This window comes from Pseudomonas sp. ML96 (assembly GCF_000761545.1).
In the GTDB taxonomy this organism is placed as follows: Bacteria; Pseudomonadota; Gammaproteobacteria; order Pseudomonadales; family Pseudomonadaceae; genus Aquipseudomonas.
Window position 1 is genome coordinate 22,210 of record NZ_JPMY01000013.1, and the last position, 19,648, is coordinate 41,857.

General features: G+C 63.3%; 18 protein-coding genes. 8 read left to right on the top strand and 10 right to left on the bottom strand.

What is annotated here, in order from left to right; genetic code table 11:
* Positions 1-38 precede the first annotated feature (38 nt).
* Both IP89_RS10815 and IP89_RS10820 read left to right on the top strand, forming a co-directional pair.
* Positions 39-4,031 carry an autotransporter outer membrane beta-barrel domain-containing protein gene (locus tag IP89_RS10815; protein ID WP_043309520.1) on the top strand — a complete coding sequence of 1,331 codons (3,993 nt, stop codon included), beginning with the start codon at positions 39-41 and terminating at the stop codon, positions 4,029-4,031.
* 45 nt (positions 4,032-4,076) lie between these two features.
* The gene (locus IP89_RS10820) at positions 4,077-4,496 is read left to right on the top strand and encodes a hypothetical protein (RefSeq protein ID WP_043309521.1); all 420 of its coding nucleotides are present in this window, start codon (positions 4,077-4,079) and stop codon (positions 4,494-4,496) included.
* Here the strand turns inward: IP89_RS10820 and IP89_RS23005 are convergent.
* Positions 4,493-6,283, bottom strand: a complete 1,791-nt coding sequence (locus tag IP89_RS23005; protein WP_081963224.1) for a response regulator — start codon at positions 6,281-6,283, stop codon at positions 4,493-4,495. The genes IP89_RS10820 and IP89_RS23005 overlap by 4 nt on opposite strands.
* Positions 6,284-6,415: 132 nt before the next feature.
* Here IP89_RS23005 and IP89_RS10830 point away from each other — a divergent pair, with 132 nt between their 5' ends.
* Positions 6,416-7,168 carry an NAD-dependent deacylase gene (locus tag IP89_RS10830; protein ID WP_043309522.1) on the top strand — a complete coding sequence of 251 codons (753 nt, stop codon included), beginning with the start codon at positions 6,416-6,418 and terminating at the stop codon, positions 7,166-7,168.
* Position 7,169: 1 nt separating this feature from the next.
* Here IP89_RS10830 and IP89_RS10835 read toward each other — a convergent pair whose 3' ends face one another.
* The gene (locus tag IP89_RS10835) at positions 7,170-7,604 is read right to left on the bottom strand and encodes an Lrp/AsnC family transcriptional regulator (protein WP_256203133.1); all 435 of its coding nucleotides are present in this window, start codon (positions 7,602-7,604) and stop codon (positions 7,170-7,172) included.
* A gap of 145 nt (positions 7,605-7,749) precedes the next feature.
* Between IP89_RS10835 and IP89_RS10840 the strand changes: the two genes are divergently transcribed.
* Positions 7,750-8,286, top strand: coding sequence for an alpha/beta hydrolase (locus IP89_RS10840; protein WP_043309523.1), 537 nt, complete (start codon positions 7,750-7,752; stop codon positions 8,284-8,286).
* Here IP89_RS10840 and IP89_RS10845 read toward each other — a convergent pair whose 3' ends face one another.
* The 4 genes from IP89_RS10845 to IP89_RS10860 form a co-directional block, all read right to left on the bottom strand.
* Positions 8,287-8,586, bottom strand: a complete 300-nt coding sequence (locus tag IP89_RS10845; protein WP_043309524.1) for a hypothetical protein — start codon at positions 8,584-8,586, stop codon at positions 8,287-8,289.
* Positions 8,587-8,600: 14 nt separating this feature from the next.
* Positions 8,601-9,593 carry a TerC family protein gene (locus IP89_RS10850; protein ID WP_043309525.1) on the bottom strand — a complete coding sequence of 331 codons (993 nt, stop codon included), beginning with the start codon at positions 9,591-9,593 and terminating at the stop codon, positions 8,601-8,603.
* A 150-nt stretch (positions 9,594-9,743) separates the two neighbouring features.
* Positions 9,744-12,011 (bottom strand): ATP-dependent DNA helicase, encoded by a 2,268-nt coding sequence (locus IP89_RS10855; RefSeq protein ID WP_043309526.1) that lies wholly within the window; start codon positions 12,009-12,011, stop codon positions 9,744-9,746.
* Entirely contained in the window at positions 12,008-13,645 is a 1,638-nt protein-coding gene (locus tag IP89_RS10860) for a VRR-NUC domain-containing protein (protein WP_043309527.1), read from the bottom strand. The genes IP89_RS10855 and IP89_RS10860 overlap by 4 nt, the downstream gene beginning before the upstream one ends.
* Positions 13,646-13,815: 170 nt before the next feature.
* Here IP89_RS10860 and IP89_RS10865 point away from each other — a divergent pair, with 170 nt between their 5' ends.
* Positions 13,816-14,046: a hypothetical protein gene (locus IP89_RS10865; protein WP_043309528.1), complete on the top strand. Its 231-nt coding sequence runs from the start codon at positions 13,816-13,818 to the stop codon at positions 14,044-14,046.
* Between the two features lie 59 nt (positions 14,047-14,105).
* Here IP89_RS10865 and IP89_RS23530 read toward each other — a convergent pair whose 3' ends face one another.
* A complete protein-coding gene (locus tag IP89_RS23530) occupies positions 14,106-14,267 on the bottom strand; it encodes a hypothetical protein (RefSeq protein WP_177326867.1) in 162 nt (53 codons plus the stop codon).
* Between the two features lie 374 nt (positions 14,268-14,641).
* Here IP89_RS23530 and IP89_RS10875 point away from each other — a divergent pair, with 374 nt between their 5' ends.
* Positions 14,642-15,841: an integrase family protein gene (locus IP89_RS10875; protein WP_043309530.1), complete on the top strand. Its 1,200-nt coding sequence runs from the start codon at positions 14,642-14,644 to the stop codon at positions 15,839-15,841.
* Between the two features lie 6 nt (positions 15,842-15,847).
* Here the strand turns inward: IP89_RS10875 and IP89_RS10880 are convergent, their stop codons facing one another.
* Complete coding sequence (locus IP89_RS10880) at positions 15,848-16,054, bottom strand: AlpA family transcriptional regulator (RefSeq protein ID WP_043309531.1); 207 nt, start codon at positions 16,052-16,054, stop codon at positions 15,848-15,850.
* Entirely contained in the window at positions 16,051-16,509 is a 459-nt protein-coding gene (locus tag IP89_RS10885) for a hypothetical protein (RefSeq protein ID WP_043309532.1), read from the bottom strand. Before IP89_RS10885 ends, IP89_RS10880 begins: the two co-directional genes overlap by 4 nt.
* Positions 16,510-16,580: 71 nt before the next feature.
* Here IP89_RS10885 and IP89_RS10890 point away from each other — a divergent pair, with 71 nt between their 5' ends.
* On the top strand, positions 16,581-17,189 hold the full coding sequence (locus tag IP89_RS10890) for a hypothetical protein (RefSeq protein ID WP_043309533.1): 609 nt from the start codon (positions 16,581-16,583) through the stop codon (positions 17,187-17,189).
* A 59-nt stretch (positions 17,190-17,248) separates the two neighbouring features.
* On the opposite strand, the gene IP89_RS10895 is transcribed toward IP89_RS10890, so the two are convergent.
* A complete protein-coding gene (locus IP89_RS10895; RefSeq protein WP_043309534.1) occupies positions 17,249-18,934 on the bottom strand; it encodes a DNA cytosine methyltransferase in 1,686 nt (561 codons plus the stop codon).
* Positions 18,935-19,005: 71 nt separating this feature from the next.
* Between IP89_RS10895 and IP89_RS10900 the strand changes: the two genes are divergently transcribed.
* Positions 19,006-19,647: a hypothetical protein gene (locus IP89_RS10900; protein WP_043309535.1), complete on the top strand. Its 642-nt coding sequence runs from the start codon at positions 19,006-19,008 to the stop codon at positions 19,645-19,647.
* The last annotated feature ends 1 nt before the right edge of the window (position 19,648 follow it).

The window sequence follows — 19,648 nt, forward strand, 5'->3', positions numbered from 1 at the left end:
GGAGACTGCCAGCAACGAAACTTGCTGGAGTCGCCGTGATGAAACAGCCGCTACGCGTTACTTCTCCGTCGTTGAGCAATCTTCGGCGCAATCGCCTGGCCCAGGCCATCAGCCTGATCCTTGCCGGTATTTTCGGTTTGCAGATAATCGAGGCAGAAGCCGAGGATGCGGTGATCTCCGCCGGCCCGGCCGAACTCAACCAGCCGTCCCAGGCCAGCCTCGAAATCGAGCTCCAACCTTCTTATCTGGACATCGCCATGCAGGCGGTGCGCTCGGCGCCCATGGTCTTCGGGGCGCCTGCTCCTATCACCGTCAGCACTAATGCTGGTGTGGGCATCAGTGGTGCAGGTACTCACGACGAGGCAACGGTCAATCTCGCCGCCGCCACCAGCACCGGCGTGAAAGCCGATGGCGGCGTCATCGAGTTCAATCAGGGCGAGGTAAAAAGCGGCGCCATCAGTGCGGCGACCGCCAAAGGCCAGACCGGTTTGAGCGCCACTAACGGCGGGGAAATTCGCGGTGCTGGCATTACCGTCGACATGAGCCCGAAAACCGCCGCCAGCGTGGCGGTAAATGCCACCGATATGACCGGTGCGCTGGCCACACAGGGTGGCATCCTCACCCTGGAAGACACGGCGATTCTGATGGGCGGCGGCGTCAGCGGCTTGAACAATCGGGGCCTGGTCAGCATCGGCGGTATTGTCGATTTCAGCGGCGGTGCGATCAGCACCTTGTCCAAAGGCTCGGTAGCCGTGCAGGCCATGGACGGTGGCCAGATCGTGCTGCGCAATGGCACCACGGTGACCACCACCGGCAATAGCGGCACGACCCAGGCCAGTCACGGTCTGCTGGCGCAGAACGGTGGGCAGATCGTCGCCGATGGCATTCAGGTGACCACTAGCGGTTCGGCCGCCAGCGCGGCACGGGCCGATGGCGGCAGCATGCAACTGAGTAACAGCACACTGAGTGTCAACGGTTCCGCTACCAGTACCACGACCACGGCGGTGATACACGCCCAGAATGGCGGTCAGGTCAGCGGTAGCGGCCTGACCCTCAACAGTGCTGGCAACTATGTCGGTGGCGTTCGCGCCGAAGGGGCGGGCAGCCAGGTGAGCCTGGAGAACAGCTCGGTGCAGGTCGATGGTGCCGGTGTTGTCGGTAATCCATCCGCCGCCGCACGAGCCATGGCCGGTGCCAGCGTGGTGCTCAAACAGAGTGATCTGCTGGCCAAGGGTACCTATGGCCATGGTGTCTCGGTGGAGGGCGCCGGCTCCACGGCGCTGATTAGCCATTCCAACGTGACCACCCAGGGCGCCCGTTCCACCGGGCTGAACATTACCGCCGGCGGTGCTGCCGATATGCGTAACAGCTCGGTGCGGGTCGAAGGCAATGTCGGCCCGGCCGGCCCTGGCGTGCTGGTGGAAAACGCCGGATCGACCCTGAGCATGAGTGACAGCGATATCACCACCACACAGAAATCCAGCTATGGCGTGCGTGCTCTGGACAGCGCGGTGGTGGACATTCGCGGCGGCAAGGTAGACACCGCAGGCGACTATTCCGCCGGTATCAGTGCCGCGCAATCCAGCGTTACCGCCACCGACGTCACCGTGCACACCAGTGGCAATGAGAACGCCATGGGCGTGGTGGCCGACCTGGGCGCCACCGTCACCCTCAACGGCGGTTCGGTGACCACCACCGGCAATGGCTCGCCGATTGCCTCCAATCTCACCTATGCCCATGGCCTGGTGTCGCGCAACGCCGGCGCGCTGCTGGTGGCCAACGGCACCAGCGTGCACACCACTGGCAGCCAGTCCTACGGGGCGGCGGTGGACGATGGCGGCAGCATGATCCTCAACAACCTCGCGGTAAAAACCGAAGGCGCCACCTCTCGTGGCCTGTATGCCGGCATTGGCGCGGCCAAGCCCGGTGCGGTCAGCCTGGTCGGCAACAACATCAGCGTGGAAACCCTGGGCAGCAACGCCGCCGGTGCTTTTGTCAGCCGCAAGTTCAAGGATGAAAGCGCCGAGCTGACCCTCAACAACAGCAGCGTGGTGACCCATGGCGCGCTGTCCTACGCGTTGCAGGCCGAGTCCGGTGCCACCCTCAACGCCAACCACAGCGTGGTCAGCAGCGATGGCAGCGGCGCCCATGGTGCGCTCGCCAACAGCCAGGGCACGCAGATGAACCTCGACCAGGTAGCGATCAGTGCCAGCGGCGATAGCGCCCACGGCGCCCTGGTGAAAAACGGCGCACAACTCGATGGTAGCCACGTGCAACTGAGCGCTAGCGGTGCCCAGTCTGCGGCGTTGGCCACTCAGGCCGAAGTGGGCAGCGAAAACCGCGTGCATATCGATCAGGGTGTACTCAACAACCACAGCGGCGCCACAGTCGATGTCAGCGGCGCCGCGAGCATTGCCCTGGACCATGTGGTGGCCGGCGGCAGTGGCCAGTGGCTGAATGTCGACCGCTCCGTCACGGCCGACGGGCTCGCCAACCTCGAGCTGAAGTCCTCGCTGGTCAGCGGCTCGGCCAAAACCGCCAGCGGCAGCACCGCCAACCTGAGCATGCGCGACACCAGCCTTTGGCAACTGACCGGCGATTCCAACCTCAGCAGCCTGCGCAACGATGCCAGCCTGATCGACTTCAGCGCGCCATTGGGCGGTGCCTTCAAGCGCCTGACCGTGAATGACTATCACGGCGCCAACGGCACCATCGCCCTCAACACACACCTATATGACGATGCGTCGCCCTCGGACCGTGTGGTGATCGATGGTGGCAAGGCTACTGGCAGCAGCAACCTGGCGATTCGCAACGCCGGCGGCGCCGGTGCCCTGACCACCGGCAACGGCATCATGGTGGTCGACGCGGTCAATGGTGGTGGTACCGAGCAGGGGGCTTTCCGCCTGCTTAACCAGGTGAAAGCCGGACCCTACGAGTACCTGCTGTATCGCGGTAGCCGCGACGACAGCAATGCCGATGCCTGGTATCTGCGTTCGACCATCGAACCTGATGACCCAGGATGGCCTGAGAAAGAAAAGCCCAACTATCGCGTAGAGACCTCGCTCTACAGTGCCGTACCGGAGATGGCCCTGCGCTACAGCCATGCTCTGCTGGACACCCTGCACGAACGGGTTGGCGAGGAGCGTCGCCTGTCCACTGACCCTTTGCCGACCGAGGAGGTGGATGAATATGGTCCGTCGCTGGGCTGGGGGCGGGTGATCTACCAGGTCGGCGAGGCAGGCGGGCGCGACGAGGGTGCTGCCAGTTTCGATTACGACGTCAACGCCTTCCAGGTCGGCCTCGATCTGTATCGCAACGAGGATGTTGATGGCAGCCTGGATATCGCCGGCCTGTCTTTCGCTTCCGGAAAAATGTACGGCAGCGTCGAGCATGGCGACGGCCGTGATGCCGGCCATGATCGTCTGCGCGCCCACAGCCTGGGTGGCTACTGGACCCACTTCGGCCCCGAGGGTTGGTACGTCGACGGCGTGTTGCAGTTCAGTACCTTCGATATCGAGTCCGACTCGGCCGATGACCAGCACCTGGAGACCGATGGCAGGGGCATCAGTGCATCGCTGGAAGCGGGCTACCCCTTCGAGGTGGATGACGATCTGTTCGTCGAGCCCCAGGCGCAGGTAATAGTCAGCCGCATCGAGCTGGACGATAGCCATGACGGTGCTGCCGGCGTGCGCTTCGAGGACGTCGACTCGCTGGCCGCCAGGCTGGGCCTGCGCATCGCCCAGGACTGGTTCGACGAGGATGACGACGGGGAAATCCGGCGCACCACGGCCTGGATTCGCCCAAGTATCTGGCACGAGTTCAAGGGGCAGCCGCAGACCGAGTTCTCCTCGGCCTCCGGGTACGTGCCTTTCACCTCCGACATGAGTGGCACGACTGGGGAAATCAATCTGGGCATCGATCACCAGGTCGATGACAACACCACCTTCACCTTTTCCGCCGGCTATCAGAAAGGCTTCGACGATGACAGCAGCGGCTACGAAGGCATCATCGGGGTCAAGGTCGATTTCTGAGCGAGAGCAGGAGCCGGCACCGCCGGCTTCTAGGGAGGAGCCAGCATGAACAGCTACACCAAGCGTGTGATCGAACACTGCACCAATGCGCTCAATTATGGTGGTGCCAGCCTGGTGCAGATCATCGGCAAGCTAGGCGAGGTCGGTATCGAATCCTGCCATGTCGATTACCGGATTCCGGCGCTGATCTTCTATGCGCCCAGTGGCGCTTCATACAGCCTGCCGTTGTCGACGCCCGAAGAGCCCATCGCCACAGGCTTCGACTGCCCGGCATTGCAGAACGCGCTGGATGCGGCCAACAGTGGTGATCTGGGCTTTGCCGAGTTTAAGCGCTGCACCCTGGAGGCCGGTTGCATCGGCTTCTTCATCTGGCTGGATGGTTGGCACGCCACCTTCCTTGGTCGCCATGGCGAGATTCACGATGCGCCGCTCGCCGGTGGCGGCCAAGTGCTGCCTGGTCACTAGCTGGTTGCGCTACTCGAAGGCTGAGCCTGGGCACTGGTCAGCAGCAGGGTGATGCTGACCCGGGTGCCGAGGCCGGCCGAGCTGTGCAGTTCGATGCGGCCATTCATCTGCTCCACCAGGCGTTTGCACAGGGCCAGCCCGAGGCCGCTGCCGCCGCGTAGCAGTTGGGGGGGAGCGAGGGAGGCGGCGAAAGGCTCGAACAGCTCCTGTCGATCTGCGCCGGTGATACCTGCTCCCTGGTCTTCCACTTCCAGAACGACCTCTACCTGTCCCTTTCCGCGTCCCTCAGCCTTGAGTCGTAACACTATCTCGCCCCGCTCGCCGAATTTCAGGGCATTGTCCAGCAGATGCCCCAGCAACTGATGCAGGCAACGAGCATCGGCCCAGACCCACGGATGACGTGCCTGGCGCGTGTCCAGGCGGAGTTGCAGGCCGGCGCCCTCGACTCGCTTGCGGTAGCTGCTCTCCAGGGCGGAGACCAGCTTGTGCAGGTCTAGTGGCTTCGGCTGCATGAGGTGGCGACCGGCTTCCAGCTGGTTGAGCTGCTGCAGTTCGTTGACCATGGCCAGCACCTGCCGCGCCGTGGCCTGCGCGACGTGCAACGGCTCCTGGGCGCTGTGGATGCTTTCGGCTCGTAGCGCCAGTTCCAGCATGTTCACCAGATTCTGCAACGGCCCGCCCAGTTCGTTGCCGATGGCGCTGAGAAAACCGCTCTTGGCGCGGCAGGACGCTTCTGAGCGTTCGACAGCATTGCGCAGATCGAACAGGGCTGCGTCACGGTCGGTGAGTTCGACGCTGCTGCAGATCATGCCGAGTACCTGGTTGTTGGCATCACGGTAGGGGTGTGCCCAGTAACGGAAGGTGCGTGGCTCGCCATGCAGCTTGATGACCACATCGCGGCTCCAGGATTCTCCGGCAGCCAGGATTTCCAGCAGACGGTCATGTACCAGCCTGGCGTTTTCCTCGGCGAATTCGTCGGTCTCGTAGATGCGCTTGCCTCGAATATCCTCCAGGCGCACACGGTGTTGCTGCAGATGGTGGCGATTGCAGGTGATCAGGCGCCCCTCGGTATCGCGGACCACCGCGGTGTAGGGCAGGGTGTCGAGCACTCGGTGCAGCAGCTCCAGTTCCTGTCGCTGCTCGTCGTTCAACGGCGGGGTTTGTTCCTGCTCCTGCGCGTCGGTGAGCAGTCCCTGGCGGCGGGCGATATCGATCAGCTCCAGCAGCGATCCCGCCTGCAACTTCTGCTTGAGGCGAATCTTGTAGGTGCTGACCGTCTTGTCGCTCAGCGCCAGCTGCTCGCCGATGGCGATATTGCTCAGGCCTTTGGCCAGCAACTGCAGAACGCTCTGCTCGCGGGCCGACAACTGTTTTAGGCCCTCACCAGGGTGAACGCTGCCGAGGGCATGACTGGGAAAGTGGCTGTGACCATGGAGCACGGCGTGCACCGCCTGCTTCAGTTCACCGAGATCGTCATGCTTGCTGACGAAACCGGCGGCGCCGGCCTCCAGGCAACGAATGGCGAAGTACTCCGAGTCCTGGCCGGTCAGCACCAGTACCTGCGGTGCCGTGGATTGGCTGGCGAGGCGCTGGATCACCTCCAGGCCGCCCAGGCGCGGGATGGCCAGATCCAGGATCATCAGCTCGGCCTTTTGCTGTCGGGCCAATTGCAGGGCCTCCAGGCCGTTGCCTGCCTCACCCAGGACCTGGTGACCCTCGGCCTCCATCAACAGGCGCAGGGCGTGGCGCGCTACCGGTTGCTCGTCGACGATCAGGATTCCGCTCATTCCTTGCTCCTCCTGGAAACTGCCGTAAGCCTAGAGGGTCCTGCCATACCTATGGGGGTTGGCGCGGACGAGTGGTCACGGCTAATCGCGCTCGGCGAGAATGCGCTGTGTTCCTTCTGCTGTGAGTCCGCCATGTCTCCCATCATCGTCGAAGCCCTGCGCGAGTCCCGTCATCTGCTGGTATTTACCGGCGCCGGGGTGTCTGCCGAGAGCGGCATCCCGACCTTTCGCGATGCCCTGACCGGTCTGTGGGCGCGTTTCGATGCGGCGCGCCTGGCCACGCCGGAGGCGTTCGCGGCCGACCCCGAGCTGGTCTGGGGCTGGTACGAGTGGCGGCGCCAGCGGGTACTGCGCGCCGCGCCCAATCCGGCGCACCGGGCCATCGCCGAGTTGGCCGGGCGGGTGCCACGCCTGACCTTGGTGACGCAGAACGTCGACGACCTGCACGAGCGAGCCGGCAGCGCCGCGGTGATTCACCTGCATGGCAGCCTGCATACGCCGCGTTGCTTCGTTTGCGCGGCGCCCTATGCCGGGCTGGGCAGCGAACTGGACGAGCCGGAAGAGGGCCGGCGCCTGGCGCCGCCGCGTTGCGAGCATTGTGCCGGGGCGGTGCGCCCCGGCGTGGTGTGGTTCGGCGAGTCGCTGCCACAGGCGGCCCTGCAGCAGGCCTTCGAGGCTGCCGCGCAGTGCGACCTGCTGCTCTCCATCGGCACTTCCGGGCAGGTCTACCCGGCCGCGCAGGTGCCGCAGATTGCTGTGCAGGCCGGCGCTACTGTCGTGCACATCAACCCGCAGTCGCAGTCCTGCAGCGGCGCTCGCGAGTATGCGCTGCAGGGCGCGGCCGGCGTGCTGCTGCCGCAGTTGCTGGCAGCGGCCTTCGCCTGACTCAGGCCTCGCTGCGCAAGGGCTTGGCCGGATAGCTGGCCAGGACGATGGAGGTGGTGACCGGGCCGAAGGCGGCCAGGTGGTCGATGATTGCCTCCAGGCGCTCCATCTGCGCCACCACCACGCGCACCACGAAGCAGTCTTCGCCGGTCACGCGCATGGCCTCGATCACTTCCGGCAGCTCGTCGAAGGCCTGCAGGCAGGCGGCGATCTGCGCGTGGCTGGTGCGCAGGCGGATCAGCGCGCGGATGTTGCGCCCGAGCAGGCGTGCGTTGACCCGCGCCGAGTAGCCCTCGATCACTCCCTGTTCCTCCAGGCGGCGGATACGCGTGGTGACCGCCGGTTGCGACAGGCCGATGCGCTTGCCCAGCTCGGTGTTGCTGATGCGCGCCTCCTCCTGCAGGGTTTCGAGGATGCGCCAGTCGAGACGGTCCAACTCTGGTGGCTTTTGATTCATTTGCAGGGTGGCCAAATTTACTGGGATTGAACGGCAATCTATCAGGATTTCATCGGTTTCAGCCTGGGGGCTTGCTGGGCCATGGCTTAGCCTGTGTCTTCCATTTCTTCGCAGAGGTGCAGCCATGCAGCGTCCCGTCCTGATCGTTCCCGGCATCGGCAATTCCGGCCCGCAACACTGGCAGAGCCTGTGGCAACAGGCCGAGCCTGGCTGGCGGCGGTTGCGGGTGGCGGACTGGGAACAGGTGCAGGCTGGCGATTGGCTGGCGGCGCTGGAGCGCGAGGTCGCCGAACTGGGCGCGGGTGTGGTGCTGGTGGCGCATAGCCTGGGTTGCCTGGCAGTGGCGCAGTGGGCGGCGCGGTCGGAGCTGGCCGTGGGCATCGCCGGCGCGTTGCTGGTGGCACCGCCCGATCCGCAGGGGGCGGCCTTTCCCGCGCAGCAGGCGCAGGGTTTCCTGCCGGCACGCGCGTCCTTGCCATTTCCGGCGTTGGTGCTGGCCAGCAGCGACGACCCCTATGCCTCAATAGAAAAGGCCCGCGACATGGCGCGGGCCTGGGCTGCCGAGCTGTTGGAACTCGGCCCGCTTGGACACCTGAATGCCGCCAGCGGTCTGGGCGAGTGGCCGCAGGGCAGGGCCCTGCTCAGCCGTTTCGGCGCCTGATCAGGTCTCGATCATGTCCTTCTGCTTTTCGGCTTCCTGCTGCGGCTGCTCTTGCTCGGACTTCGGCTGCGCCTGGTCCAGCCATTCGCGGGTGCCTTCCTGGGCCTGGTCGACCTTGTCGTTGAGCTGCTCGACCTGTTCATCGAGGCCCTTGAGGGTTTCGCCCAGGCTCTCTTTCACCTGATCGACGGCGGCCTGCTCGACCTTTTCGGCGAAGTTGGAGGCGGCCTGTTCGGCACTGTCACAGCCGGCCAGGGCGAGCAGGCCGAGGCCCAGCAACAACGGTTGATAGCGGTTCATGTACGGGCCTCCGATCAGGATTCGAGTTTGTGGGCGGGTTGATTACGGGTCTTGTACAGCGACAGCAGCACGCCACCGGCCAGCAGGCCCACTGTCACGCTGAGCGAGATCACCGCCGGCACCTTGCCGATGATGCCGTGCAGGAAGATCTTGCCGCCGATGAACACCAGCACCAGAGCCAGGGCGTACTTCAGGTAGGCGAAGCGATGGATCATCGCGGCCAGGGCGAAGTACAGGGCGCGCAGGCCGAGGATGGCGAAGATGTTCGAGGTGTAGACGATGAACGGGTCCTGGGTGATGGCGAAGATCGCCGGCACGCTGTCCACGGCGAACACCAGGTCAGCCAGCTCGATCAGGATCAGGGCCAGGAACAGCGGGGTGATCCACAGCTTGAGCTTGCCGCTGGCGTCTTCCTGACGGACGAAGAATTTCTGCTCATGCAGGCGGTCGGTCACCGGCAGGTGGTTGCGCAGCCAGTTGACGAAGCGGTTGTTGGCCAGGTCCGGCTCGTCGTCGACCTTGGAGAACAGCATCTTCACGCCGGTCAGCAGCAGGAAGGCGCCGAACACGTAGAGGATCCAGTCGAACTCGCTGATCAGCGCAGCGCCCAGGCCGATCATGATGGCGCGCAGCACGATCACGCCCATGATTCCCCAGAACAGCACTTTGTGCTGGTACTGACGCGGGATGGCCAGGAAGCTGAAGATCAGCGCCATGACGAACACGTTGTCCATCGACAGCGACTTCTCGATGAGGAAGCCGGTCAGGTAGTCCATGCTGGCGTCACCGCCTTTCTGGAAGAACACCCAGACGGCGAACAGCAGGCCCATGGAGATGTAGCCGGCCGACAGCAGCAGGCTCTCCTTGACGCCGATTTCGCGGTTGTCGCGGTGCAGGATGCCGAGGTCGAAGGCCAGCAGAGCGGCTACCAGGGCGAAGAAGGTCAGCCACAGCCAGGTGGCGGTGCCGAGCAGGTCGGCGAAGAGGAACGAATCTAGGGCAGTCATGAGCCCCTCCTTTCAGTCGTAGTTGTACCAACTATGACTCCGACATGGCGGCTGCAAACCGTCAGAGGGGCCCGGCGTCACGGCGCGCAGGATAAGGATTTTCCGGGCCGCCTCAAGCTCGGGGTTTTTGCAAAGTGTGTATCGCCCGTTTCAGACCGGCCGGTGCAGGCTGCGCTCGACCTGCCACCAGCTCGGCAACAGCTGCCTTACCTCGCTGCGGGTGAAACGGTCGTCCAGCAGATAGACCACGCCGCTGTCCTCGGTAGTACGAATCACCCGACCGGCGGCCTGCACCACTTTCTGCAGGCCGGGGTAGAGGTAAGCGTAGTCGTAGCCGTTGCCGAACATCTGTTGCATGCGCGCCTTCACCTCCTCGTTGACCGGGTTGACCTGCGGCAGGCCAAGGGTGGCGATAAAGGCGCCGATCAGGCGCTTGCCGGGCAGGTCGATACCCTCGCCGAAGGCGCCGCCGAGCACGGCGAAGCCGACGCCCTGGGAGTGCTCGGAAAAGCGTTCGAGAAAGGCCTGGCGCTCAGCCTCGTTCATGCTGCGCGACTGCGCCCATACCGGGATGTCTGGATGCGCGCTGCGGAAGTTGTCCAGGGCCTGTTCCAGGTAGGCGTAGCTGCTGAAGAAGGCCAGGTAGTTGCCCGGCTGCTCGCGGAACTGCCGGGCCAGCAGGCCGGTGATGGGCGCCAGGCTGGCCTCACGGTGCTGGTAGCGGGTCGACAGGTTGGCCAGCGCCTGGACCCTGAGCTGCTCGGCGCTGAACGGCGACTGTACTTCCAGCCACTGCCAGTCGCGCGGCAGGCCGAGCAGGTCGGCGTGGTAATGGCCGGGGCTGAGGGTGGCGGAGAACAGCGTGGCGCTGTGGGCGTTGGCGAAGCGCTCGGCGAGGAAGCGCGCCGGCACGATGTTACGCAGACACAGGGTCGACAGGCTGCGGCTGTCGTGGCGGCTGATGTCGAACAGCGAGTGCGGGCCGAAGGCCTCGGCCAGGCGGCAGAACAGCATGGCGTCGAGGTAGAAGCGCAGCAGCGCGGCCTGGTTGCCTTCCGGCTGGTCGGTGAGGTGGTCGGTGATGGCGCTCACCGCCTTCTGCAGGGCGACGATGAACAGCTCGGAGATGACCGGGTAGATCTGGTATGGCACTTCCTGGTCGCGGTGCAGCTGGTTCCAGTGCCGGCCGACGCGCTCCAGTACGCCCTTGAGGCCGGCCGGGGCGAGCTTGCGCATGGCGTTGAACTCGGCCTGGTCCAGTTCGGCGCTGTACATGCCGCGGGCGCGCTCGATCAGGTTGTGCGCCTCGTCCACCAGCAGGGTGACCTTCCAGCCGTTGAGCACGGTCAGGCCGTGGAGCAGGGCGGTCATGTCGAAGTAGTAGTTGTAGTCACCGACCACCACGTCGCTCCAGCGGCACAGCTCCTGGGACAGGTAGTAGGGGCAGATCTGGTGGGCCAGAGCGATCTCGCGCACGGACTCCTGATTCAGCCAGCGGCGCTCAAGGGCGGCGGCGCGGGCGGCCGGCAGGCGGTCGTAGAAGCCCCTGGCCAGCGGGCAGGATTCGCCGTGGCAGGCCTTGTCCGGGTGCTCGCAGGCCTTGTCACGGGCCACGTGCTCCAGCACCCGCAGTGGCATGTCGTGTTCCTGCGCACGCAGGCTGGCCAGGGCGTCCAGCGCCAGGCGCCGGCCCGGGGTCTTGGCGGTGAGGAAGAACAGCCGGTCCAGATCCTGACCGGGAAAGGCCTTAAGCTGCGGGAACAAGGTGGCCAGGGTCTTGCCGATACCGGTGGTGGCCTGGGCCAGCAGGAAGTCGCCGTCACGGGCGGCGCGGTACACGGATTCGGCGAGTTGGCGCTGGCCACGGCGGAAGTCCGGGTAGGGGAACTGCAGGCGCTCCAGGCTATGGTCGCGAGCAACCCGATGTGCGGTCTCCTGCTCGGCGAAGGCGACGAAGCGCGCGCACTGCAGCTCGAAGAAGGTTCTCAGTTCGACAGCGTCGAAGTGCTCGCGAAACACCGTTTCCTTCTGCGTGAGTACGTTGAAGTACACCACCGCCAGGTCGATATGCGGCAGTTCCAGCGCGTTGCACAGCAGCCAGCCATAGACCTTGACCTGGGCCCAGTGCAGCACGCGGTGGTTGTCCGGGATGCGCGCCACGTCGCCACGGTGAGTCTTGATCTCTTCCAGCAGGTTCTGTTGCGGGTCGTAGCCATCGGCGCGGCCGCTGACTTGCAGGCCCGGATACGCGCCGGCCAGCGGCAGCTCTGCGATGTAGCCAGCACCACGGCGGCCAACCACGGTGCTATGCCCGGCCATGCCCTCGGCGGCGGTGGGCGCGGGGGTGAAGCGCAGGTCGAGGTCGCCCTGCTTGGCAGTGAACTCGCACAGCGCCCGCACCGCCACGGCGTAGCTCATGCCTGGCTCCAGCGCACGTAGCACACGTCCACCGGCATGCCGTGCTCGGCACAGAAGGCCAGCCAGCACTTCTGGTTATCCTGCAGGCGGTCGCCGGGGCCCTTCACCTCGATCATCCGGTAGCGCTGCTCGGCCGGCCAGAATTGGATCAGGTCCGGCATGCCGGCGCGGTTGGCGCGGATATCGCCGAGCAGGCGCTCGAACCAGGCGCGCAGGTGCGCCGGCGGCAGGCAGTGCAGGGCGGTTTCCAGCAGTTCGGGCGTCAGCACCGCCCAGTGCACGAAGGGCGAGACGATGCCGTATTTGGCGGCGTAGGTGGCGCGGATCGCCTCGGCGTGGCTGCCGTCCTCCAGGCGCGCCAGGCAGCGCTCGAACAGCGCAGCGCGGCGGCTGCGGAAGTCGCTGTCATGCAGATCCACCGGCCCGGCGTGGAAGGGATGGAAGAAGGCGCCGGGCAGCGGGGCGAAGATCGCCTCCCAGCAGAGCAGGCCGAACAGGCCGCAGACCAGGGTGTTCTCCACATAGAAGGCCGGCGCCTGCTCTGTGTGCAGATACTCCTGCACCGCCCATTCCACGCTGAGTTCCAGCGGTTGTGGCAGTTCCAGCTCTATGAGTCCGGCCTCGGCCGGTGGTTGGCGTGGCTGCTTCGGCAAGCCGAGCTGGCGTTGCAGGCGCGGTAGGGCGCGTTCCAGGGCCTGGGCCTCGGCGTCGTTGCGTGGGGCGAGCAAAGCGGCGGTCGCCAGATTGTGGGCCTGCTGCCATTCGCCGAGTTTCTCCAGCACACGGACCTGGCGCTGGCGGGCCTCGGCATACGTGCTGCTGGCATATAGCACGGCGGCTTCGACCAGCTCGTCTTCACGCTCCAGTTGCTGGCCGAGGTGGAACAGCAGCTTGGCGTGGCGGCGAATCAGGTGTGGGTTATCGCTGGCGAAGTCGCCCAGCTCGGTCCGCACTTCGGCAATTGGCAGGCCGGCCTCGAATAGCTCGCGGCAGCGCTGCAGGTGCAGGTAATGGTCGATATCCAGGCGGCTACGAAAGCCGCGCGAATCGGCGCCGATGGCCACGCTCTCGTAGCGATAGACGCCCAGTTCGGCGAGCACGAACTCGGACCAGTCCTGTGCCAGGTTGCCGAAGAACAACAGGCGCAGACGGTCGCACAGGGGGCCGATGGTCAGGCTGAACAGGTGGTCCAGCTGCGGACACCACTGCATGAATGCCTGCGGTTCTGGGTAGGACGGCAGCAGAGCCTGCAGTTGCTCATCCTTCTTTAGCGCTTGCAGCGGCGCCAGCTCGGCGAAGTGCGCGAGCAATTCGTCCTTGCGCAGCAGGGCGAAGAGTTCGGCCAGCTGCAGTGCAGCATCGTTGATCAGCCAACCCCGCGTCAGCAGCGGAGTGGCGGCGGCGGCGATATCGCCGATCTCGGCATAAGCCAGCTTGCTCGCGCGAAAGTGTGGGCCCTTGCGCATGATCAGACGCACCAGCAACGCCTGAGACGGTTGCGGCAGCGCCGCGAACTGCTGCAGGAAGGCCTGCTCCTCGGCATCCAGCAGGTCGCCATAGCGCTCGCCAATCCACACCAGCGCGGTGTTGAAGTTGTCGAGGTAGTAGAGGGGCGAGTCGAGCGAGGCGAGCATGGCAAATAACTGGCTTTATATACAGTTATGGTGCGTGAGATACGCCAGCAGGGCAACCCCGCGCCGACCGCCTGCATGGCCGGCTGGCTCCTCGCCTGAACCGCAGCCTGCCGTGGCGACTCAAAAGCTGTACGCAGGCGTCTGGCCCGCGCAGTTCGCAGGAGGTCACCATGGCTCAATGGACGATCAGCTACAGCAAGGACAACAACACCTGCACCCTGGAGATGCAGGCCCAGCACAAGCCCGAGATGGAGGAGGCGGTGCGCTTCGTCCTCGACTGGGCCGGCGCAAACCTGGAGGAGGGTGAGTACGGTGATGGCCAGGACAAACGCAGCAGCGAACCGGCAGTGCTGTTGCTACGCCACTACGGCATCACCATCACGGGAATTTCGGAGTCCTGAAGGCGGACATGAAACAGCCCCGGACAGTGATTGCCGGGGCTGGTGAGACGCTCCGCCGATCAGGCCGCAGCAGAGTTGCCGATCAGCATGCCGTGTTGAACACGGAAGAGATGGCCTTGGATTCGGAGGGTGAAAGGGCTGCGATTGACTATCTGTGCTCCATCCCGAAGCAGGGTTTCGACATGCGCACGCAAAGCTAGGTATTTCCGTTGTTCCTTCATCGGAAAGCTCCTGGTTGAGTTCGCCAGAGGCTACCAGAGCTTGTGACCAAGTCGACATTCCTGATGCCGGAAAAGCGTGATGCGATTCGCATTTTGTAGTGGCTATTTGATACTTACCGTTGTCTCGCCCCCTGAAAACGACAAAGCCCCGCGAGGTGCGAGGCTTTGGAGAAAGTGGAGCGGGTGATGGGAATCGAACCCACGTCATGGGCTTGGGAATCTTCATTGCGTGAAATATCAGGGTATCGCGTGCAGTGTCGCATGGGTGCTAGAGTCCACGTCCTGTATGGGCTGGATGCTTCCGGCTCCGTCTCATTCTGTCTCGACTGAAATCGTGTTAGTTCGGGACAACTGTCACTGGATACTGTCACTGGATGCTCACCGAAAAGCAAATCAGGAGTTTGAAGGCCGAGGGTAAGGACTACGTGATGTCCGATGGCCGCGGTGCCCGGGGTGAGGGCGTGCTCATTCTCAAGGTACGCGGCAATGGGACGAAGGAGTTCTACTACCAATGGCACGTTGCTGGGAAGAAGAAGCAGCGCAAGCTCGGAACCTGGCCAGGGCTCGGCCTGGCGGATGCTCGCTCTAAGTGTAAGGAGTCCTCACCAACGGCCGAGGCGGATGGCACTCTGCAGCAGTTGGTGAATTCCTATGTGGGCAAGTTGAAGGCAGAAGAGGCTGCGACTGCCGATCGGGTGGAGTGGGCGCTGGCCAAGTACGTAACTACGCCTTTCCCTCATCTTGCACGCAAGCAGGCTGCCCTGGTTGAGCCAGGTGATGTTCGTGATGTGCTGGCCAAAATGGTCGGCGATGGCCTGACAACAATGTGCAATCGCGTGCGCTCGATGCTGCACGCTGCCTTCCAGCATGGGCTGAATCAGGAGTTCAACCCGCGTAGCTTTGGCGGTGCCTCCGTGCGTTTCGGGCTGAGGTTCAATCCGGTTTCTAGCGTGCCTGTGCAGGAGGATTGGGAGCGAGCTGGGCAGCGGGTGCTTTCCCAGGATGAGCTCGCCACTCTGTGGAATCTTCTGCCCGAACAGCTCAGCTTGATTACGGCCGAGCTGCTGAAGTTCCTGATCTCTTCAGGCGGTCAACGGCCCGAGCAGGTAGTGGCATCCCCGCGTGAGATGTACCTGAAAGATCACTATGTCATCCGCAGTCGGAAAGGGGTTGAAGGTGAGCGGGAGATGCACGTTGTTCCTTACAACGCTCTAAGTAAGGCGTGCCTCGAGCGAGCAGCGGCTATATCGGAGAAGGGCAGCTACCCCTTTGTTGGGCGATACGAAACGAGCTCGATCAACGTGCAGTCATTGTCGCGGGCCGTGACCAAGCTGTATGGGCGTCACAAGGATAAGTTCAACGGCCCTTTCACCCTTCGAGACATTCGCAGGTCGTGCAAGACCTTGATGGGTGTGGCCGGCTTGAGCAAGGAGTTGCGAGATAGGATCCAGGGCCACGCATTCAACGACGTGTCGTCGAAACACTATGACCGCTATGACTACCTGAAAGAGAAGCGGGAAGGGCTCAGGTTGTGGTCTACCTGGTTGTTGAAGGTAGCCAAAGTGAAACCCTGAAGGCGGCTAGGCCGCCTCGTGTTGTGACCACCCGGCAGGGTCATTCAGCCAGGTGTTGATCTCAGACGCGCGCCAACCCACACGCCCTGGCGAAAGGCGAACCTGCCGCGGGAAGCGGCCGGCCTTGATCTCGCGCCACAAGGTGGCGTGGGACAGAGTCGTCACCTCCAGCACCTGTTCCTCACGCAGGTAGCGCTCCAACTGCACTGTCATGCTGCCTCCGAAGTCGGCCAGGCGCCGACTGCGTCATAGATCAGTGCTGCCTGGGCTTCGTCCAGGGTCACGTCGTTGGGTATGGCGATCCAGCCGGAGCTGACTACGTGCTGCTTGTTGCAGCCGGCGAGGTGATCGCGGTAACAGGTCTCGATGACGTCGGTCAGTTGGGCTGCGAGGTAGACCCCCTGCGGGGCCGCCTCGACGCTCTTAATGTAGCGCTTGCCGAACTGGTCGATGCGCAGGGCGCTGATGTAGATGCACCAGTGGTGGGCGAAGTCGCACACGGCGTCGACCATGGGGCGTGACTTGATCAGCCTGCCGGTTTTCCAGTTCACCAGGTGCTGGCCGCCGGCCGGATCGATGTTGATCACGGCAGCGTGGTTGGTGCGAACCAGGGCCCGGCAGCTGCGCTCAAGGCGTGCGCGCATGTTATGAGGCTTGCGGGTGCTCATACGACACCGCCGTGGACGAGCGAAGCGGATGTGGGCAGTCTTCTCCTATGCATTTGTATAAGGAATTTTAAGTGAGCAAGCGTCAGTTGATCCCCCGCTACTTGGGGCTTTTTACGGTGTGGTGGGTATGGGTCATGGTGATGGTCATCCCATCGCTTTGGCTGTTGATCGGTGTGTTTGTGCACTTTGGCGTGCTCAATGGCGACAGTCCTGGCTGGGTGCAGGCGGTCGGATCTATTGCAGCCGTTTTTGCGGCAGTGTTGATTGCCAACAAGCAAGATGAACAGCAAGCCCAGGAACGGAAAAGTAAAGACCGGGTTGTATCTAACCTGGTGGTTGGCGTGGCGACGCGAGCAGCTGCTGTGAGCTCCTTGCTTTTTCAAAGCTTCAACCAGCTCCAGCAGCAGATAGATGAAACAAGCGAGGAAATCCTTACGACTGTTGAGTCGCAGGTCCTTGCACTGCGAGGTATCAACCCAGTCGACCTTCCTCGCCCTGAAATGGTCGAGCCATTCCTGAGAATCAGAGCAGCAATGGAACAGAGCTATGTCATGGCGGGATTGATGGCAAAGGGGCGAGATGGCTATGTGGACCGCCTTCGGTGTGCGACGGTATTCGCGCACAATTCGCAAGCTGTTCACGCAGCTGCGCTTGAGTTGCAGCGTGTTGCTTTGAAGTAGCAGAGAAATCCCTAAACCAAGCTGCGCAGAGTGTGTCGGGGTGAGGATGCTTGAACAGCTCATGCTGCTTCCTCCCCATGCAGCTGAGTGATCAAGTTGGCGCGTACCAGGGCCGCGGCCACTGGGGGGCATACGCTGTTACCGCACATGCGTACCTGGCTGGACTTGGATAACTTCGGGTTAGTTAGGGTCCGGTCGTGGATGTAGTCGGTAGGGAAGCCTTGTGCGGCGTAGAGCTCGTGCGGCTCCAGCATGCGCATGCCGATGTCCACAATCTGGTAGGGCTCACCCTTGACCATGACCAGCCCCAAGCGGTGCTTGGTGGTGATGGTGTGCAGGGGTTCGTCCACCGGCTGGCCTACGGCCGTCTCGTAGTACTTCAGCAGGAAGGCGCGAACCTCGCCGAAGTGGCCGCCTGTGGTGAGGGTGTGCATCGGCTCGAGCAGATCCTGGCCGTCGCAATTGTTGCGCAGCTTGAGCAGGTGGCTGGTTACCAGGTGATGATGGTCCTGCGTGGTCAGGGTGCTGATCGGCTTCTCAAGCGGCCATCCTGGCGACTCGTTCCCGCCGTAGTGCTTGGCGAGGAAGGCTGCCACTACGCCGATTGGGGCCGCGCCGCCCGGGCGCTTGATGAAGCTGTTGGCTGTAACGGTGGGTAGAGGCTGTTCTACCGAAGATCCGTGATCGTTGGTGCGGAACTTGGTGATCACCGGCGCGATAAGGGCCTGCTGCGATCCTTCCGCTGTCACAGTCCAGAACGGTTGCTCGACGCTTAGGACTCGTGGTTGCTGGCCTGGGCGTTCACCGTTGCGGGTGTTGGCGATGAAGGGTGCTAGCTGCGGTACAACCAGCGCGGCGTCCGCCTTGGCGGTGATGGTGGCCATTGGTTCCTCTGTGCTGCGCGGCCGGCTCTGCCCAGCCCGGCCGCCAACGCCGACTATGAATGGCTGGTCAGCGCTGATGACGTAGCGCTGAATTCCTCGGGCGATGCGGCGCAGGGTGGCGTCGGCCAGCGGGCGCTTGCGGGTGAAGATCGAAGGGCACGGCAGTGACCAGTCAATAATGTCCGCAGTCAGGTGCTGGGGCTTGGCTTGCTTGGCCTTCACCTCGGGGCTGTTGGCCGCCAGGTGGGTCGGTTCTGGCCAGACGATTGGCAGGCCGTCGCAGCGGGCAATGAGGAACAGTCGCTTGCGGATGGTGGCGGCGCCGTACTGGTTGGCACGCAGCTCGCGCCACTCCACCTGGTAGCCATGGCGACGCAGGGCGTTGACGAAGCTCTTGAAGGTGCGGCCTTTGTTCTTTGGGCAAGGGCGGCCATCAGCCAGCGGCCCCCAGGTGACGAACTCTTCGACGTTCTCCAGCATGATCACACGCGGGCGCACCGTGGCGGCGTAGCGGATGGCAACCCAGGCCAGGCCGCGAATCTCCTTCTTCACCGGCTTGCCGCCCTTGGCTTTGCTGAAGTGCTTGCAGTCCGGGCTGAACCAGGCGAGATCAACGGGGCGTCCTTGGGTGATCTCGCGCGGGTCTACCTCCCACACGCTCTCGCAGTAGTGCTTGGTGTGCGGGTGGTTGATCTCGTGCATGGCGATGGCTTCGGGGTCGTGGTTGATAGCGATATCAACCGGGCGGCCCAGCGCCATTTCGATGCCGGTGGAAGCGCCGCCGCCGCCGGCGAAGTTGTCGATCACCAGCCCGCCGAAGTTGAAGCTGGGTTGGGGGTGGATACGGAAGAGGTTGTTCATGCCGCACCCCCGTGGACGAGCGAAGCGGCAAGAGGCAATCTGGTAGGAATGTAATGCGAGGGAGTACGGTGATGATTCCGAAGGAATGGCGCGAATATACGATCGAGGTGCGGCCGCTGTTGATCTTGGCATGGATAGCCGTATCTCCGTTGGCTGTGCTCGCACTTATCTGGCTGCTTCGTATAGACGTGGCTTGGGCGAAATTGGATTGGCCGGCGTGGGTGCAGGCGGTAGGTTCTGTTGCTGCGATTATGGCGGCCGTTTGGATATCCAATCAGCAGCAGATGCAAGCATCTGTCGAACGTCAGCGTTTGAGCTATCGATACCTCTTCAGGGCATACCACGCTGGAGATGATGCTGTTGCCTGCCTTGTTCATGTGCTGAAGGGCATCAAAGAGGGGGACGTCCTTCCGAGCAGTCTTCAGTACTACATTCATAGCCTTGAAGACGTTGATAGAAACCTTGCTGATTTCAGCTTCAAGGAGATGGTTGACTACGACTTTGCTTCCGGCTTTATGCTCGTTCGGCGCCACGTTGGTATGGCTAAGTCTCGAATCGAGCATTGCCTTGATAAGCCCAGTGAAGTTGCCAGCTACATGAATGTGGACAAGGCGCTTGAAAGCATCAGTCCTCTGTCGGATCACCTCAAAGAACTGTTTGAAGCCCATTCCCAGCGAGTGGGGCCTAGGGTCTATAAGGATCAGCACTTGTAGA

What these genes read in the sequence shown, in the direction of transcription:
- IP89_RS10815 (WP_043309520.1), top strand. Translation starts at nt 39, where the DNA reads ATGAAACAGCCGCTACGCGTTACTTCTCCGTCGTTGAGCAATCTTCGG.
- IP89_RS10820 (WP_043309521.1), top strand. Translation starts at nt 4,077, where the DNA reads ATGAACAGCTACACCAAGCGTGTGATCGAACACTGCACCAATGCGCTC.
- IP89_RS23005 (WP_081963224.1), bottom strand. Translation starts at nt 6,283, where the DNA reads ATGAGCGGAATCCTGATCGTCGACGAGCAACCGGTAGCGCGCCACGCC.
- IP89_RS10830 (WP_043309522.1), top strand. Translation starts at nt 6,416, where the DNA reads ATGTCTCCCATCATCGTCGAAGCCCTGCGCGAGTCCCGTCATCTGCTG.
- IP89_RS10840 (WP_043309523.1), top strand. Translation starts at nt 7,750, where the DNA reads ATGCAGCGTCCCGTCCTGATCGTTCCCGGCATCGGCAATTCCGGCCCG.
- IP89_RS10845 (WP_043309524.1), bottom strand. Translation starts at nt 8,586, where the DNA reads ATGAACCGCTATCAACCGTTGTTGCTGGGCCTCGGCCTGCTCGCCCTG.
- IP89_RS10850 (WP_043309525.1), bottom strand. Translation starts at nt 9,593, where the DNA reads ATGACTGCCCTAGATTCGTTCCTCTTCGCCGACCTGCTCGGCACCGCC.
- IP89_RS10855 (WP_043309526.1), bottom strand. Translation starts at nt 12,011, where the DNA reads ATGAGCTACGCCGTGGCGGTGCGGGCGCTGTGCGAGTTCACTGCCAAG.
- IP89_RS10860 (WP_043309527.1), bottom strand. Translation starts at nt 13,645, where the DNA reads ATGCTCGCCTCGCTCGACTCGCCCCTCTACTACCTCGACAACTTCAAC.
- IP89_RS10865 (WP_043309528.1), top strand. Translation starts at nt 13,816, where the DNA reads ATGGCTCAATGGACGATCAGCTACAGCAAGGACAACAACACCTGCACC.
- IP89_RS23530 (WP_177326867.1), bottom strand. Translation starts at nt 14,267, where the DNA reads ATGAAGGAACAACGGAAATACCTAGCTTTGCGTGCGCATGTCGAAACC.
- IP89_RS10875 (WP_043309530.1), top strand. Translation starts at nt 14,642, where the DNA reads ATGCTCACCGAAAAGCAAATCAGGAGTTTGAAGGCCGAGGGTAAGGAC.
- IP89_RS10880 (WP_043309531.1), bottom strand. Translation starts at nt 16,054, where the DNA reads ATGACAGTGCAGTTGGAGCGCTACCTGCGTGAGGAACAGGTGCTGGAG.
- IP89_RS10885 (WP_043309532.1), bottom strand. Translation starts at nt 16,509, where the DNA reads ATGAGCACCCGCAAGCCTCATAACATGCGCGCACGCCTTGAGCGCAGC.
- IP89_RS10895 (WP_043309534.1), bottom strand. Translation starts at nt 18,934, where the DNA reads ATGAACAACCTCTTCCGTATCCACCCCCAACCCAGCTTCAACTTCGGC.
- IP89_RS10900 (WP_043309535.1), top strand. Translation starts at nt 19,006, where the DNA reads ATGATTCCGAAGGAATGGCGCGAATATACGATCGAGGTGCGGCCGCTG.